A 15698-nucleotide genomic window follows, 5' to 3' on the forward strand; every position below is an offset into this window, starting at 1 on the left:
GCTGCATTTCATTCACATGCAACTTTTTCTTATATTAAGGAGAATAACTCAACTCTTTGGTTTATACAAGCCGTATTTGTCGTCCACGGACATGGATTACATTTACTTTAACTCAGTTTGAGTATTCTCTTGAGATTTGCTGCAAAAATAGCCATTGCTCCTTGCATTTTCATACATGACAATCCGTAGGACTGCGCCCTGTCATATCCATATACCTGTTTCAGTTCCGCATTTTTAGCTTCAATCTTATAACGTTCGGCAGCCTTCTCTTTGAACCGTTCGGTTTGTTGGAACTCTACCTGTTGTTGCTGCTCATCGGTTTTTATGGGAACAGAATAGGTTTTAGATTTAGCTCCCGGCTTATAACACCCCTCTCGTCTTGAGCAGCATTGACACTTATGCACATCAAAATAATAAGTATACGCCTGATTCCATGCTCCATTTTTTCTCCCCTGTTTTGCCCTCCGTATAGCTATGTGACCGGCAGGGCAAACAAACATGCCGGCATCCTTATTGTAATCAAACTTGTCTTCTTCCTTTCTGAAACCCTGGCTGATACCGGGATTCAATTTAGCTACCAACTCAAAGTGTTCATCACGAGCTTTCTCCAGATTATCCTTTCCCGAATAAGCTGAATCACCAATCACTGTTTGTACATCGATACCATTCTTTCGGCTTTGTTCAATCAATGCGGGTAGCTGGGGGCCGTCTCCCTTCTCACCGGAAGTTATGACAGCCGCTGCTATGATGCGCTCCTCGGTCATTCCGATATGCGTCTTATACCCAAAGAAAGAACTATCTTCCGATTTGTGCCCGATACGTGCATCCTCATCTTCAGAGACAGTGTAATGGTCGCTGATATCATCCAATGTCTCTTTTAAGAGGTTCAATTTTTCCTTTATTTTGGGAATACAGACGAAGGGGGCCTGTTCTTTTAATGTATCAATCAGTGTTTGCGTATAAGTCAGCTCATGTTCCAGAACGTCATCAGAATTCTTCTCGGGTAATAGTTCCTTTATCTTTTCATCCACTTCATAGAGACATTTACGTAACTGTTTGGAACGCAACTTCAGTATCTCAATAGGAGAATGGGGATTTGAACGCGAACCGGTATGTGTGGCATCAACGATTACAGAAGTGGATTTTATAATGCCTTTCTCTATTGCCAAAGTTACCGTCTTGTTGATAAGCAGGTTCAACAAGTCCATATCTTTCAGACGGAGCTTACGAAATTTGCATAAAGAGCTGGCGTCTATCACATCCTCTTCCGGTACCATTCCTAAAAAGTATTTAAAGGACATATCATAGCGTGAACGTTCAACCACATCAATATCAGACAAATCATAAATTGTTTTTAAAAGAAGGTACTTGAACATACGAATAGGGCTCTCGGCGGTACGACCATTGTTCGGACAATATTTGGAAACAAGCTCATTATAAACAAAGGAAAAGTCTATCAGCGAGTTGATACGTCGAAGTAGGTTATCCTGAGGGATGATCAAATCATAAAGACTTGAATAATCACTAAAAGTCAAACGTTCTTGAGATGCTAGCATTGCGGTATTCTTTTGGTGACTCTAAGATACAAAAAAACGGTATAAAGCCGTATTATTTTGGATTTATACCGTCATTTTTTAAGTAGAAGAGATACAGCAGGACTTTTTCAGTGCCCTCTTTTAAAACCGGTCCCTTTTCTTGTTTTTATATAGTTTTAATTATTTTCCCATGCTCCTCTTGTAAAATCCGGTATTTCTACAGGAATACTGCCGTTTAATACCGATTGCTCGCTTAGTTCTGTGATGCATGACCATTCGGCGGCATCGTATACATCCATATCCAATGGGAGCCCGTTGCGCAGGCAATGAATCAAACGGCAATCCATGACATAATTCATTTCATTGGGCAGATTTCTCCGATGGGCTTCTGCACCGTAAGTAGCTGTAAAAGGGTGTTTGTAGCGTTCCATAATATCTTCAAGCGCTTTTCCTTCGAGAGGAGCACTTGCATCGGGCTCAAGGGCGATACAGGGAACGGGATACTTCTGGGCAAAGCCTTCCGTACCACAGATTGTATGGAGGCGGCTGTACGGGCGTGGAGTGACGACATTATACTGAACCATGATACTCTTGCCTTTCATTGTGTGAATCAAGGTGGTGTTCATATCTCCCAACCGATACTTTTGACGGGCTTCGGGAGAATTTTCTCCGAATGTCTTACGGGCGTACGACGTCATGCCGGCTTGCAGACTCGATAATGAAACGAGATAATTCATGCGGTCGCCCCGGTGAATATTCAGTATCTGGCAAATGGGGCCTAAGCCGTGGGTAGGATAGGGGTTACCGGTATGCTCTATACTATATTTCCTTCCCCAATGATTGTGAAATCCTCCTTTACTTTCGTCGGCGAAGTAGATAGAGCGCAGATCATGTATGTATGCTCCCTCTACGTGCGTTATCTCTCCGAATACACCCTGTTGTGCCATATTCAGTGTGGTCAGTGCAAATGGATCGTAGCAACAGTTTTCAAGCATCATACAGTGTTGCCTTGTCTTCTCGGCTGTATCTACCAGCTTCCAGCATTCTTCTACGGTCATGGCTGCCGGAACTTCGATGGCTACGTGTTTACCGTGTTCCATAGCATAAACTGCCATGGGAGTATGTGTCAGCCAATCGGTACAGATAAACACCAGGTCAATATCATTCCGTTCACACATTTGTTTCCATCCATCCGGCCCGGTATAACCATCCGGTTGGGGATAGCCTGCTTCCCGGAGAATTTTCTGCGCTTTAGTTAGGTTACCTTCCCTGATTTCGCAAAGTGCTTTGATTTCGATTCCTTCGATTTGCAGATAACGTTGTAAAGTCAATACACCTCTATTGCCAAGCCCAATGAAAGCAAGGCGCACAATGGGCATGGGAGGATGTGCCAGTCCGAGCACATGTGTTTGTGAAGGAGTTCTCATATGTGGTTAGGATGTTAGGGTTATATATAAAAAAAGAGAATCTAATTTCTCAGATTCTCTTTAGAGCGGAAGACGGGGCTCAAACCCGCGACCCTCAGCTTGGAAGGCTAATGCTCTATCAACTGAGCTACTTCCGCAATTTTTGTGGGCAAAGATGGATTCGAACCACCGAAGTCGAAAGACAGCAGATTTACAGTCTGCCCCATTTGGCCACTCTGGTATTTGCCCTTTTGTTTGCTTTTGAGTCCCTTTGCTTTCTCTTAAGTAGGTTTGTTTCTCAATTGCGATGCAAAGATACAACTATTTATTTAAACTCCAAACAAAATCGATCATTTTTATTGCAGTAATTGCACATTCGTCTCCTTTATTACCCAGTTTGCCGCCGGCTCTGTCTTCTGCCTGCTCCATAGTGTTGGTGGTAATTAATCCGTAAATAACTGGTATATCGCCAGTTGCGTTCAGTTGCGCTACGCCTTGTGTCACTCCCATGCAAACATAGTCAAAATGTGGAGTATCTCCTTTAATTACGCAACCAATGATAATAATTGCATCTATATCGCTATTTTCCATCATCTGATTAGCGCCGAAGGTAAGTTCGAAACTTCCGGGGACTGTCTTTACCAGGATATTTTCTTCTTTGGCTCCATGTTTCTTCAAAGTTTTCACAGCTCCGTCCAGCAGGGCACCGGTGATGTTAGCATTCCATTCGGAAACAACGATACCGAATTTCATTTCTTCTGCATTCGGAACTGAATTAAAATCGTAATCTGATAAGTTATGATATGCTGTTGCCATAATCTATATGTTTTTGGTTGGTTGAAAAAAAGCTACCCAGATTGGTTTGGGTAGCTTTCTATATAATAAGGTATATACCCCGTTATTATTTTTTCAGCAGTTTAGCTTGCTCGATGTATTTATCGATATCCATTGCCTGATAAGACTGGAAGTATTTGTCCTTAATCTTGGTGAAGGCTTTTACTGCTTCTTCGTTCTTGCCTTGCTTCATCAGGATTTCTCCGGCTTGGAGCAGGAAGATAGGACTCAGGGTGCTGTTGTCTGCATGATCTGCCGCTTTCAGAAGAGCAGAAGTTGCTTTATCGAGCTGACCTAACTGAGCGTAGCAGTTACCAATGGCACCTTGAATGGCAGGAGCTACCATTTGGTCGTCTCCACTGAAACCGTCAAGTGCTTTGATGGCTTCTTCATATTTACCTAAATTCTGGTAGCAGATACCGGCGTATGCCTTTGCCAGATTGGCTGCTTTAGTACCGCTGAATTGATCGGCTACTTTCAGGAAACCGATAGAACCGATGCTATCACCGTTCAGTGCTTGTTCGTATGCACTTTGCTCAAAGTACTGTTCGCTTTTGAAAAGAGCAGCCTGTGCTTTTTCTTCACGAGGTTCTGCGTAGAAATTCTTGTAGAGGATTGCACCTGCTACGATTACGATTACGGCTACAACGGCGCCAATGATTGCTTTTTTGTTTTTAACAAGAAATGCTTCCGACTGTGTCAGTGCATCTTCCACATTCAGTTCGTTGTTGTGGTTCTTTTGTTCTGCCATTTTTATATGATTCTTTTTGTTATTTTTTCAACTGGATATTTTGGTCAGCAAAAGTAGTTTTTTTATATATATAAACGAAATTTAGAGGCATCTTTTTTTGTTTTACGGCCTAAAACCCCGAAAATCTTTCTACTTTTGTAACCAAACTCAATGTGCATACATGATACTGAAGCGTATATCTATACTGAATTATAAGAACCTGGAGCAGGTAGAACTGAATTTTTCGGCTAAGTTGAATTGCTTTTTCGGGCAGAACGGGATGGGAAAAACCAACCTGCTCGATGCAGTCTACTTTTTGTCTTTTTGTAAAAGTGCAGGAAATCCGATCGATTCGCAGAATATTCGTCATGAACAGGACTTTTTTGTCATTCAAGGGTTTTATGAGGCGATGGACGGAACACCCGAAGAGATTTATTGCGGAATGAAGCGTAGGTCGAAAAAACAATTCAAACGCAATAAGAAAGAATATTCCCGTTTGTCGGATCACATCGGATTTATTCCCTTGGTAATGGTTTCGCCGGCCGATTCGGAATTGATAGCCGGTGGTAGTGACGAGCGGCGCCGGTTTATGGATGTGGTTATTTCACAGTATGACAAAGAGTATCTGGATGCTTTGATCCGTTACAATAAAGCATTGGTGCAACGAAATACGCTGCTGAAGAGTGAACAGCCGGTGGAAGAAGAATTGTTTTTGGTTTGGGAGGAAATGATGGCACAGGCCGGTGAGGTGGTGTTCCGGAAGCGGGAGGCATTCATCAGTGAGTTTATCCCTATATTCCAGTCATTCTATTCGTATATCTCGCAGGATAAGGAGCAGGTAGGGCTGATTTACGAGTCACATGCAAGGGGGGCTTCTCTGCTTGAAGTCTTGAAGGAGAGTCGGGTACGGGATAAGATTATGGGATATTCACTCCGGGGGATACATAAGGACGAGTTGAATATGTTACTGGGTGACTTTCCCATTAAAAGGGAAGGTTCGCAGGGGCAGAACAAGACTTATCTGGTAGCGTTGAAGCTTGCCCAGTTTGATTTTCTGAAACGTACGGGAAGCACGGTGCCTTTGTTGCTGTTGGATGATATTTTCGACAAGCTGGATGCTTCGCGCGTAGAACAAATCGTGAAGTTGGTAGCGGGTGACAATTTCGGGCAGATTTTTATAACGGATACAAATCGTGAGCATTTGGATCGTATATTATATAAGGTAGGCAGTGATTATAAAATGTTCCGTGTAGAAAACGGGGCAATTAATGAAATGGAGGAAAAAGACCAATGAAACGGAATGATGCGGAGCCTATTGGCAAACTGATTCAGAAATATCTACGTCAAGAGAGTCTGGAATCTCCACTGAACGAACAGCGTTTGCTGGATTCGTGGGAAACAGTGTTGGGACCTACTATAATGTCGTATACAAGAGATTTATATATTCGTAATCAAGTATTATATGTGCATTTGACTTCTGCTGCCCTTCGTCAGGAGTTGATGATGGGAAGGGAACTGCTGGTTCGTAATCTTAACCAGAAAGTCGGTGCTACGGTGATTACTAATATTATTTTTCGCTGACAACCGTTATCTCTACCAAGAACGAAGGCTCTGTTTGTATCAAACAGAGCCTTCGTTCTTGGTCAACAGAGCTTCTGTCCGGAGTGGATAAAGCCTCTGTTTCAGTGAAACGTTGTTTGCTTAATATTCCAGGAATGGAATCGTATCTATGACCGGCATTTTCAACTCTTTCAGCTCTTTGCAAGCCCGGTCGTAATAGACCGGATTTTCTAAATCGAGATTGTTGTGTGCATCCAGTCCGATGATGGCCGTACATCCTTCATTGGCCGCAATGTGCCAAAACTGTGGACAGGGATAGGTCATTATTCCCCGGGCTTCATTGGTGGCCATATAACCGACATTGTATTCCAACGGGATGTTTAGTCGTGCCGCAGCCCGGCAGATGTGGCGGCTAATGCTGGTACAATGTGTATCGAATTCCGGATAGGAGCGCATAAAGAGGTCGGGGTGGGCCAGATAGGCGAATAGTCCGCTCTCCATTCCTTCAATAGAGCTTTCCTCATAGAGGTCGAGCATGTCCCGGTTGGTAGTGTGGTGTCCGAAGTATGGAAACTTTTCGTCGGTGTGGTAATGATGGTTCCCAAAAAGGATGTAGTCCAACCGGTACTCTCTGATGATTTCTTTCAGCCAATGGGTGTATTCGGGAAAATATTCGCATTCCAATCCGATTCTGATACTGATCCGGTTGCGGTATTTTTCTTTCAAGGTGCGGATACTTTCTACGTATTCCGGTAATTCCTCCGGCAGCATACGTATATCCGATACAAAGTCCGTATGATACTTCCACGGACTATGGTCAGAGAAGCCCAGTTCCTGAAAACCACCTTTGATAGCGCTACGCACATAGTCTTCGTCGTCTCCTACGGCATGCATACAGCGAGTGGTATGTGTATGATAATTCGTTTTCATTGCGCTATGACGGTATCCATGCGGAAGTCAAATTCTTCTGCAGGAACTTCTTCAATCAATTGAAACGGGAAACAAATTCCGGCTTTGGGTGCCGTGATCTGAGGGAGTAAACGGTCATAATAACCTTTGCCGCGCCCTAAACGATGTCCGTGCCGATCAAAAGCGACACCCGGAATGACTGCCAGATCGATCGCCCGGTAATCGGTGAATCGTGTTCCTGTCGGTTCGGCAATGCCATACGAACTTATGGCAAGATCCTGAGGTCCTGTGTAGACACGTAGTTCCAATTCGTCACCTATCACTACGGGAAGTATAATTTTCTTTGACCGGCTCCATTTCTCAATGAAGGCGTGAGTCTGTACTTCGTCCTTCATTGAGTGATAGAGCAGTATGGTATGCCCTTTTTGGAATTCAGGGTATGCTTCAAGGGTGGTTAGCACCTTCTCCGACAATGCCTTAAGCGTAGAGTCGGAGTATTTCTTCTTCTCCTGTGCTATCCACTTGCGCAGTTGTTTTTTTCTTTCCATCTTTCTTTTCCTCCTTTTGAGGTTCTACGCTGACGGGAGCCTTGGGGAATGCTTCTCCGCTCTCAAGTAGTTCGACAGCCTTTTTCACAGTCTGATCGCTTTGGTTGAGATATTGAATATAGGCTTCTTTTCCCAGCATATTGTAGATGATATTACCGTAAATGCTCTTTTCCAGTAACTTATATGATTTCTGAATCAGAATATTTCTCCGTTTGACTCCTTTGCTGTCAGCATAGCGTATGAACTGTTCGACCAGTCCCTGGCGGCGCAGGTAGTTCAACAATGATTCTTCATCTTCATATTTCTTCAGCTTATCGCGGTTGTTATCCGTATAGTGGAACGTGAACTGAATGGTAAGTCCCTTACTCAGTACCTCGGTCAGATATGAAGTAACACCCGTTGTATCTTGTGGAACGAATACATCCGGCATGATACCGCCACCACCGTATACCGGACGTCCCAAAGCTGTAGAGTAGCGCAGATTTTCGTCGAGCTTGATACTGTCTTTCGAGAAGTATTCTCCATGTTCATAACGCGTCAGCCAATCCATTTCGTAGTTGCGGTCTTTGCCATTCTGGTAAGGGCGTTGGATACAGCGTCCGGATGGAGTATAGTAGCGGGCAATGGTCAGGCGGATAGCTGAGCCGTCGCTGAAATCGATGGGTTGCTGTACCAGACCTTTGCCGAACGAACGGCGTCCTACAACCATACCGCGGTCGTTATCCTGGATAGCACCGGTAAAGATTTCACTGGCTGAAGCCGAACCTTCGTCGATCAGTACGATGATAGGCATCTTTTGGCAGCTGCCTGTTCCGTTGGCAAACTCGTCGGCACGAGGGTATTTGCGTCCTTCTGTGTATACGATCAGTTTACCTTCGGGCAAGAATTCGTTGACCATGCGCACTGCAGCTTCCATATATCCTCCTGTGTTGCCACGTAAGTCGATGATCAGTCCTTTGCAGTTCTTGTGATTTAGTAAGGCAATGGCATTCAGCAACTCAACATGTGTAGTACGTCCGAATTTACTAACTTGTATATAGCCGAAGTCATCTGTCAGCATGTATGCCGCATCGATGGTATTTTGCGGAATGTCACCACGTGTGATAGTGAAGTTCAAAAGCTCTTTCTCCGTAGCGCGCTTCACGCCCAGTTTCACTTGAGTACCCTTCGGCCCTTTCAGAGTGCGCATCGCACGTTCGTTGGTCACTTTTTTTCCTACAAACAAACTGTCGTCTACCATCACGATGCGGTCACCTGCCATCAGTCCTACTTTTTCCGAAGGACCTCCCTGAATAACGCTGTTCACGTGTATGGTGTCGTCCTGAATGGTGAACTGGATACCGATACCGCTGAAGCTGCCTTCCAGTTCCGATGTCACTTCTTCCAGATTTTGTGCCGGAATGTAGGTGGAGTGGGGATCCAGCTCTGCCAGAATCTGTGGCATTGCCTTCTCTACGAGGTCGGCCATGTTGACGGTGTCTACATACTGGTCGTCAACAATGCGTAGCAGGGCATTCAACTTGTTTGAAGATCCGTTGATAATGCCGAGCCGGTTGCCGGCAAAGTGCTTGGCATAAAATGTACCTATCAGAATTCCGATTACCACACTGATAGCAATGATGACAGGGGTAAACCGTGAAGAGTTCTTTGTACTCATATCTTTTTTATGGTTATTGGCTACGGACGACAAACTACCGGGGAGCTGCGTTGTAGTCAGTTGTTTATGTATGTTGTTTCATTTTTCACTCGTATCGACGAAAACGACCTCGATACCTGCACGTTTCAGTAACTCTATTCCGTCTTCCAGGCGGTAGTGCTCAGAGTACACCACTCGTTTGATGCCTGCCTGTATGATCAGTTTGGCACATTCGATGCAAGGTGAAGCAGTGACATACATCGTAGCACCGTCACTACTGTTGTTGGAACGTGCTATCTTGGTGATGGCATTGGCTTCAGCATGCAGAACATAGGGCTTGGTGACGTTGTTATCATCTTCACAAACGTTCTCAAAGCCGGATGGTGTTCCGTTATATCCGTCTGAGATAATCATTTTGTCTTTGACAATCAGTGCTCCTACTTTACGGCGTTGGCAATAAGAGTTTTCCGACCAGATGGAAGCCATGCGGATATAACGCTTGTCCAAATCTGATTGTTTGCTGTTTGCTGTGTCCATTCGCTGCTATATTATTTATTCTTGTCCTTATCCACATGAAATACCAGGCATAACTCTCTTCCTCCTTCATCCTTATAATAGATAAAGAGGTTGTCATAATTCCCTTTGTACGAGGTAGCCCTGTTGAGGCCTTCGACAAATTTGTTGCTAAATCCCAACGGATCACTTTCAGACCCTTTCACGGAAGCTGAGAAAGCATTGCTTTCGCCATTGGCGCTCCAGGTTCCGGTGTAGGAATGTGACAAAAGCGTTCCGTTAAACTTTCCGCTGATGACATTGTCTGTGGTCTCCCCTTCGAATTTGATTGTGTATGCACCTTCTTTATTTATGTAATTCTTGATAGATTGTTCATACTTGTCTTTGTCACCCCAGAAGTCATAAGGTTTATGTTCGTTCTTCTTGGTAATATACGTCAATTTCCATACTTTTCCGGTAAAGATACCATTCACATCGTCCGAATCGTTGCATCCACTTACAAAAGGGAGCATCAAAAGTAATAATAATAAGTATTTATATTTCATTTCTTTCTATTTTTTATTCCGTTTCTGATTAGTAATGCGTCGATCGTAGGCTCTTGTCCCCGGAAACGTTTGTAAAGTATCATCGGGTGCTCCGTTCCGCCTTTCGACAAAATGTTACTTCGGAAGGAGTCAGCTACGTCTTTGTTGAAGATTCCTTTTTGCTTGAACAGAGAGAACGCATCCGCATCCAAAACCTCCGCCCATTTGTAGCTATAGTATCCGGCCGAATATCCTCCGGCAAATATGTGTGAGAACTGAGTGCTCATACAAGTTTCCGGTACCATAGGCAGTATCTGTGTTTTGGACCATGCCTGGCGTTCGTACTCTTTTACGTCTCCGTCGAATGGAGTGTTGCGGGTATACCATGCCATGTCCAGCAGACCGAAGCTGACTTGGCGGAGGCAGGCATACGCTACATTAAAGTTAGAGGCATCTACCAGTCTTTGGATTAATTCGTCGGGCAAAGGCTCTCCTGTCTGATAATGGCTGGCAAAGGTATGAAGAAATTCTTTCTCGATGCCGAAGTTCTCCATAATCTGTGAGGGGAGTTCTACGAAATCCCAATAGACATTCGTCCCGCTCAGGCTCTGGTAAGTTGAGTTGGCAAACATTCCATGCAAAGCGTGTCCGAACTCGTGGAGGAAAGTTTCTACTTCGTCATAAGTCAACAAAGCCGGTTTGCTTTCTGTCGGCTTGGTGAAGTTCATCACTACCGATACGTGCGGGCGACTGTTCTCGCCTGTGCTTTCTATCCATTGGCCTTTGAATTCTGTCATCCAGGCACCGGAGCGTTTACCTTCACGCGGGTGAAAATCCGTATAGAGCACAGCAAGGAAATTACCGTCTTTGTCCATTACTTCATAAGCATCCACATCCTTATGATATACCGGAATATCAGGGTTCTTGTGGAATGTGATTCCGTATAATCGAGTGGCTAATCCGAAGACTCCCGCTTTCACTTTGTTCAGTTCGAAGTAGGGACGAAGCATCTCTTCGTTGATGTTGAATTGCTGGTCCTTCAGCTTGTTGGAGTAGTAGCTCCAATCCCAGGGCATTATCTCAAAATCGTCTCCCTGCTCTTTGCGGGCTAACTCCTGTACTGCTTCATATTCTTTGCGTGCTGTGGGAGTATAAGCATCCAGCAGTTGGTTGAGAAGGGTATATACAGCATCGCTGGTTTCGGCCATGCGTTTCTTCAGTGTATACTCTGCATAATTGTCATAACCCAGTAATTGTGCGATTTCCATGTGGATATTTACTATCCTTTTTACAATTTCCAGGTTGTTATATTCATTATTGTGCGTACACTTCGTATTGTAGGCCATATAGAGTTCGCGGCGTAAATCGCGGTTGTCGGCATACGTCATGAAGGGAATGTAACTGGGGGCATGCAGTGTGAATACCCATCCATTCACTCCTTTTTCCCGTGCTGTTTCGGCTGCGGCTTCTATAGCACTTTCAGGCAGACCGTCCAGTTGGCTCTGGTCTGTCAGTGCCAGCTGATAGTTGTTGGTCTCTTTCAGGTTGTTTTCGCTGAAGTCCAACGTTAGTTTGCTCAGCTCTCTGGTTAATTCACGGTATTTTTCTTTAGCTTCGCCTTGTAGGTTGGCTCCGCGGCGGATGAATCCGTCATAGGCATTTTCCAGAAGTTTCATTTGTTCCGGAGTCAGTCCTAAAGAATCTTTCTGCAGGTATACAGCTTTGATGCGTTCAAACAGTGCCTCGTTCAGGCTGATATTATTGCTGTGCTCACTCAGCAGCGGCATCATTTCCTGAGCAGTCTGCTGCAAGTCATCATTAGTTTCGGCACTGCGTAAATTGCCGAATACGGTTGTTACCCGGTCGAGTAATTCTCCGGACTGTTCGTAGGCCAGAATGGTGTTAGCAAATGTAGGAGTTTCCGGATTGTTGACGATGGCATCTATTTCTGCTGCCTGACGGCTGATACCTTCGCGAATGGCCGGTTCATAATGTTCTGTTTTTATTTTATCAAAAGGAACGGTCCCATGCGGAGTCGTATATTTCTCGAAGAATGGATTTTGTGCATTTGCTATATTTGTCATATCAAGTAATATCAATGTTACATTTACAAAATTACAAATTTCACCACAGAGTATCACAGACTTCCGTATAGTTTTCTTCTTATTTAACGTGTTTCACTGTAGTTTTTGCTATGGGAGACGGAGAGAAGAGCTGAACTGTAAAATAAGCATTCCGTGTCTTCGTACGTCTTTTAGGGTGAGCCGTAAAATAAAAAAGCTGTTCCAGTTTCCCGAAACAGCTTTCCATATATTGTATCTTAGCTTGATTATTTAGCAGCGATAACGCGAGCCATTTCACAAACTTTGTTTGAGTAACCCCATTCGTTGTCATACCAAGAAACAACTTTAGCGAAGTTAGAATCCAAAGAGATACCTGCTTTAGAGTCGTAGATTGAAGTGTTAGCGCAACCACGGAAGTCAGTTGAAACAACTGCATCTTCAGTGTAGCCCAGGATACCTTTCAATTCGCCTTCAGAAGCTTCCTTCATAGCAGCGTTGATTTCTTCCATTGTAGCAGCTTTTTCCAAAACAACTGTCAGGTCAACTACAGAAACGTCAGAAGTCGGAACGCGGAATGCCATACCAGTCAGTTTACCGTTCAATACCGGCAATACTTTACCTACAGCTTTAGCAGCACCTGTAGAAGACGGGATGATGTTTTCCAGGATACCACGACCACCTCTCCAGTCTTTCTTAGAAGGACCGTCTACTGTTTTCTGAGTAGCAGTAGCAGCGTGAACTGTAGTCATCAAACCTTTAACGATACCGAACTTGTCGTTCAATACTTTAGCGATAGGAGCCAAGCAGTTAGTAGTACAAGAAGCGTTAGAGATGATGTCTTGTCCAGCGTATGAAGTGTGGTTTACACCGTATACGAACATAGGAGTAGAGTCTTTAGAAGGAGCAGACATGATAACTTTCTTAGCACCAGCCTGGATATGTTTGCGAGCTGTTTCGTCAGTCAGGAAGAAACCAGTTGATTCAACTACAACGTCAGCATCAACTTCGTTCCATTTCAAGTTAGCAGGATCCATCTCTGCAGTCAGACGGATTTTGTTTCCGTTTACAATCAGAGCACCGTCTTCTACAGCAACTTCGCCTTCAAAACGACCGTGTACTGAATCATATTTCAGCATGTATGCCAAGTATTCAGCATCCAACAAGTCGTTAATACCTACGATCTGAATGTCGTTACCAAAGTTCTTAACTGCTGCACGGAATACCATACGTCCGATACGGCCAAAACCGTTAATACCTACTTTAATCATTTTGTTTAAACTTTTAAGGGTTTTATAATATTTGTTCAAATACTTTTCTAAATTCGCATTTGTTTCATTAGAATGCGGTGCAAAAGTAAGAAAATGTTTTTATATTCGCATATTAAATTCATATTAAATATAAAAAAAGATGGGAAAAAGTACTTTTTTACAAGACTTTAAAGCTTTCGCCATGAAAGGGAATGTGGTGGATATGGCTGTCGGTGTGATTATTGGTGGTGCCTTTGGCAAAATCGTTTCGTCGGTTGTAGCCGATATCATTATGCCTCCCCTGGGGTTACTCATTGGGGGAGTGAACTTTACGGACTTGAAATGGGTAATGAAAGCTGCGCAGTACGGAGCTGATGGGAAAGAAACTGCGGCTGCTGTTACCTTGAATTATGGTAACTTTCTGCAAGCAACTTTCGATTTCCTTATTATCGCTTTTTCTATATTTTTATTTATTAAACTGATTACAAAGCTGACCCAGAAGAAAGCTGAGGCGCCTGCTGCTCCTGCTGCACCGCCCGCACCTACAAAAGAAGAGATATTGTTGACTGAAATACGTGATTTATTGAAAGAAAAGCAGTAATTTTGCGCCAAATTCATAACATATCTATATATGCAAGAGAAAATTATAATACTTGATTTCGGTTCACAGACCACGCAGCTTATCGGTCGCCGGGTGCGCGAGTTGGATACGTATTGCGAGATTGTCCCCTATAACAAGTTCCCCAAAGACGACGAAACTGTCAAGGGAGTGATTCTGTCGGGAAGCCCCTTCTCCGTGTATGACGAGAGTGCGTTCAAGGTTGATTTGAGCGAAATCAGAGGTAAATACCCCATTCTGGGCATCTGCTATGGTGCACAGTTTATGGCGTATACCAATGGTGGCAAAGTAGAACCGGCAGGTACCCGTGAGTATGGACGTGCTCACCTGACTTCTTTCTGCAAGGACAATGTGTTGTTCAAAGGTGTGAGAGAGGGTACGCAGGTATGGATGAGCCACGGTGATACCATTACTGCTGTTCCTGAGAATTTTAAAACGATTGCGTCTACAGACAAAGTGGCTATTGCCGCTTATCAGGTGGAAGGTGAACAAGTATGGGGCGTACAGTTCCATCCGGAAGTTTTCCACAGTGAGGATGGTACACAGATGCTTCGTAATTTCGTTGTCGATGTATGTGGATGCAAGCAGGACTGGAGTCCGGCATCGTTCATCGAAAGTACAGTTGCCGAATTGAAGGCTCAGTTGGGCAATGACAAAGTAGTATTAGGTTTAAGCGGAGGAGTTGATTCTTCAGTAGCCGCTGTGCTGCTCAACAAGGCCATCGGTAAGAATCTGACTTGTATTTTCGTTGACCACGGTATGCTCCGCAAAGACGAATTCAAGAATGTAATGCATGATTACGAATGCCTCGGACTGAATGTGATCGGTGTAGATGCCAGCCGTAAGTTCTTCTCAGAACTGGAAGGTGTAACCGAGCCCGAACGCAAACGTAAAATTATAGGTAAAGGCTTTATCGATGTATTCGATGAAGAGGCACATAAACTGAAAGATGTGAAATGGTTGGCTCAGGGTACTATCTATCCGGATTGTATCGAGTCTCTTTCCATCACCGGTACTGTTATCAAGAGTCACCACAATGTGGGTGGACTTCCTGAAAAGATGAACCTGAAACTTTGTGAACCGCTGCGTTTGCTGTTCAAAGATGAAGTTCGTCGTGTAGGCCGTGAGTTAGGTATGCCCGAGCACTTGATTACCCGTCATCCTTTCCCGGGGCCGGGACTTGCGGTTCGTATTTTGGGTGATATTACTCCCGAAAAGGTGCGTATCTTGCAGGATGCTGACGATATTTTCATTCAAGGTTTACGCGATTGGGGATTATACGATCAGGTATGGCAGGCAGGTGTTATCTTGCTTCCGGTTCAGTCTGTAGGAGTAATGGGAGACGAACGTACATACGAGCGTGCAGTAGCTTTGCGTGCTGTGACTTCAACAGATGCCATGACAGCCGACTGGGCGCATTTGCCTTATGAATTCCTCGGTAAAGTGTCAAATGATATTATAAATAAGGTAAAAGGTGTAAACCGTGTAACCTACGATATCAGTTCAAAACCACCTGCAACGATTGAATGGGAATAAGCCGTTTGAAGATGGTATATATAAAAGACAGCCGTTCG

Annotated in this window: 15 protein-coding genes and 2 tRNA genes; 4 read left to right on the forward strand and 13 right to left on the reverse strand. The window is 44.1% G+C overall.

The features are described from left to right. Window positions 1-107: 107 nt before the first annotated feature. The 6 genes from FDF36_RS07660 to FDF36_RS07685 form a co-directional block, all read right to left on the reverse strand. Complete coding sequence (locus FDF36_RS07660; RefSeq protein ID WP_220390113.1) at window positions 108-1556, reverse strand: IS1182 family transposase; 1449 nt, start codon at window positions 1554-1556, stop codon at window positions 108-110. Between the two features lie 155 nt (window positions 1557-1711). After that, window positions 1712-2962 carry a Gfo/Idh/MocA family protein gene (locus tag FDF36_RS07665; RefSeq protein ID WP_220390948.1) on the reverse strand — a complete coding sequence of 417 codons (1251 nt, stop codon included), beginning with the start codon at window positions 2960-2962 and terminating at the stop codon, window positions 1712-1714. A gap of 64 nt (window positions 2963-3026) precedes the next feature. Next, a tRNA-Gly gene (locus FDF36_RS07670) sits at window positions 3027-3099 on the reverse strand. 8 nt (window positions 3100-3107) lie between these two features. After that, window positions 3108-3190, reverse strand: a tRNA-Tyr gene (locus FDF36_RS07675). A gap of 72 nt (window positions 3191-3262) precedes the next feature. Then, window positions 3263-3757, reverse strand: coding sequence for a 6,7-dimethyl-8-ribityllumazine synthase (gene ribH / locus FDF36_RS07680; RefSeq protein WP_005785230.1), 495 nt, complete (start codon window positions 3755-3757; stop codon window positions 3263-3265). Window positions 3758-3842: 85 nt separating this feature from the next. After that, window positions 3843-4526: a tetratricopeptide repeat protein gene (locus tag FDF36_RS07685; RefSeq protein WP_005785232.1), complete on the reverse strand. Its 684-nt coding sequence runs from the start codon at window positions 4524-4526 to the stop codon at window positions 3843-3845. A 160-nt stretch (window positions 4527-4686) separates the two neighbouring features. Between FDF36_RS07685 and recF the strand changes: the two genes are divergently transcribed. Further along, window positions 4687-5799 carry a DNA replication/repair protein RecF gene (gene recF, locus FDF36_RS07690; RefSeq protein ID WP_220390949.1) on the forward strand — a complete coding sequence of 371 codons (1113 nt, stop codon included), beginning with the start codon at window positions 4687-4689 and terminating at the stop codon, window positions 5797-5799. Further along, window positions 5796-6086, forward strand: coding sequence for a DciA family protein (locus FDF36_RS07695; protein ID WP_005775689.1), 291 nt, complete (start codon window positions 5796-5798; stop codon window positions 6084-6086). The genes recF and FDF36_RS07695 overlap by 4 nt, the downstream gene beginning before the upstream one ends. A 120-nt stretch (window positions 6087-6206) precedes the next feature. Here the strand turns inward: FDF36_RS07695 and FDF36_RS07700 are convergent, their stop codons facing one another. From FDF36_RS07700 to gap, 7 genes are all read right to left on the reverse strand, one after another. Continuing rightward, window positions 6207-6995, reverse strand: coding sequence for a histidinol-phosphatase (locus tag FDF36_RS07700; RefSeq protein ID WP_032531783.1), 789 nt, complete (start codon window positions 6993-6995; stop codon window positions 6207-6209). Beyond that, the gene (locus FDF36_RS07705) at window positions 6992-7522 is read right to left on the reverse strand and encodes a 5-formyltetrahydrofolate cyclo-ligase (protein WP_220390950.1); all 531 of its coding nucleotides are present in this window, start codon (window positions 7520-7522) and stop codon (window positions 6992-6994) included. The genes FDF36_RS07700 and FDF36_RS07705 overlap by 4 nt, the downstream gene beginning before the upstream one ends. Beyond that, window positions 7452-9179, reverse strand: a complete 1728-nt coding sequence (locus tag FDF36_RS07710) for a S41 family peptidase (RefSeq protein WP_005818565.1) — start codon at window positions 9177-9179, stop codon at window positions 7452-7454. The genes FDF36_RS07705 and FDF36_RS07710 overlap by 71 nt, the downstream gene beginning before the upstream one ends. 78 nt (window positions 9180-9257) lie before the next feature. Continuing rightward, the gene (locus FDF36_RS07715; protein ID WP_005785242.1) at window positions 9258-9695 is read right to left on the reverse strand and encodes a dCMP deaminase family protein; all 438 of its coding nucleotides are present in this window, start codon (window positions 9693-9695) and stop codon (window positions 9258-9260) included. Window positions 9696-9706: 11 nt separating this feature from the next. Further along, entirely contained in the window at window positions 9707-10216 is a 510-nt protein-coding gene (locus FDF36_RS07720) for a DUF4847 domain-containing protein (protein WP_005818567.1), read from the reverse strand. Further along, window positions 10213-12279, reverse strand: coding sequence for a M3 family metallopeptidase (locus tag FDF36_RS07725; RefSeq protein ID WP_220390951.1), 2067 nt, complete (start codon window positions 12277-12279; stop codon window positions 10213-10215). The genes FDF36_RS07720 and FDF36_RS07725 overlap by 4 nt, the downstream gene beginning before the upstream one ends. 245 nt (window positions 12280-12524) lie before the next feature. After that, complete coding sequence (gap, locus tag FDF36_RS07730) at window positions 12525-13526, reverse strand: type I glyceraldehyde-3-phosphate dehydrogenase (protein WP_005775699.1); 1002 nt, start codon at window positions 13524-13526, stop codon at window positions 12525-12527. A 139-nt stretch (window positions 13527-13665) separates the two neighbouring features. Here gap and mscL point away from each other — a divergent pair, with 139 nt between their 5' ends. Then, window positions 13666-14106, forward strand: a complete 441-nt coding sequence (gene mscL, locus FDF36_RS07735; protein ID WP_005775701.1) for a large-conductance mechanosensitive channel protein MscL — start codon at window positions 13666-13668, stop codon at window positions 14104-14106. Window positions 14107-14136: 30 nt separating this feature from the next. Then, window positions 14137-15660, forward strand: a complete 1524-nt coding sequence (gene guaA, locus FDF36_RS07740; protein ID WP_005775702.1) for a glutamine-hydrolyzing GMP synthase — start codon at window positions 14137-14139, stop codon at window positions 15658-15660. Window positions 15661-15698 lie beyond the last annotated feature (38 nt).

Source organism: Bacteroides fragilis (assembly GCF_019583405.1).
GTDB classification, from domain to species: Bacteria; Bacteroidota; Bacteroidia; order Bacteroidales; family Bacteroidaceae; genus Bacteroides; species Bacteroides fragilis_B.

Bases quoted from the DNA above. Each gene is read 5' to 3' on its own strand.
- recF (WP_220390949.1), top strand. From the start codon at position 4,687: ATGATACTGAAGCGTATATCTATACTGAATTATAAGAACCTGGAGCAG.
- FDF36_RS07660 (WP_220390113.1), bottom strand. From the start codon at position 1,556: ATGCTAGCATCTCAAGAACGTTTGACTTTTAGTGATTATTCAAGTCTT.
- FDF36_RS07710 (WP_005818565.1), bottom strand. From the start codon at position 9,179: ATGAGTACAAAGAACTCTTCACGGTTTACCCCTGTCATCATTGCTATC.
- guaA (WP_005775702.1), top strand. From the start codon at position 14,137: ATGCAAGAGAAAATTATAATACTTGATTTCGGTTCACAGACCACGCAG.
- FDF36_RS07705 (WP_220390950.1), bottom strand. From the start codon at position 7,522: ATGGAAAGAAAAAAACAACTGCGCAAGTGGATAGCACAGGAGAAGAAG.
- ribH (WP_005785230.1), bottom strand. From the start codon at position 3,757: ATGGCAACAGCATATCATAACTTATCAGATTACGATTTTAATTCAGTT.
- FDF36_RS07725 (WP_220390951.1), bottom strand. From the start codon at position 12,279: ATGACAAATATAGCAAATGCACAAAATCCATTCTTCGAGAAATATACG.
- FDF36_RS07700 (WP_032531783.1), bottom strand. From the start codon at position 6,995: ATGAAAACGAATTATCATACACATACCACTCGCTGTATGCATGCCGTA.
- FDF36_RS07715 (WP_005785242.1), bottom strand. From the start codon at position 9,695: ATGGACACAGCAAACAGCAAACAATCAGATTTGGACAAGCGTTATATC.
- FDF36_RS07685 (WP_005785232.1), bottom strand. From the start codon at position 4,526: ATGGCAGAACAAAAGAACCACAACAACGAACTGAATGTGGAAGATGCA.
- gap (WP_005775699.1), bottom strand. From the start codon at position 13,526: ATGATTAAAGTAGGTATTAACGGTTTTGGCCGTATCGGACGTATGGTA.
- FDF36_RS07665 (WP_220390948.1), bottom strand. From the start codon at position 2,962: ATGAGAACTCCTTCACAAACACATGTGCTCGGACTGGCACATCCTCCC.
- mscL (WP_005775701.1), top strand. From the start codon at position 13,666: ATGGGAAAAAGTACTTTTTTACAAGACTTTAAAGCTTTCGCCATGAAA.
- FDF36_RS07695 (WP_005775689.1), top strand. From the start codon at position 5,796: ATGAAACGGAATGATGCGGAGCCTATTGGCAAACTGATTCAGAAATAT.
- FDF36_RS07720 (WP_005818567.1), bottom strand. From the start codon at position 10,216: ATGAAATATAAATACTTATTATTATTACTTTTGATGCTCCCTTTTGTA.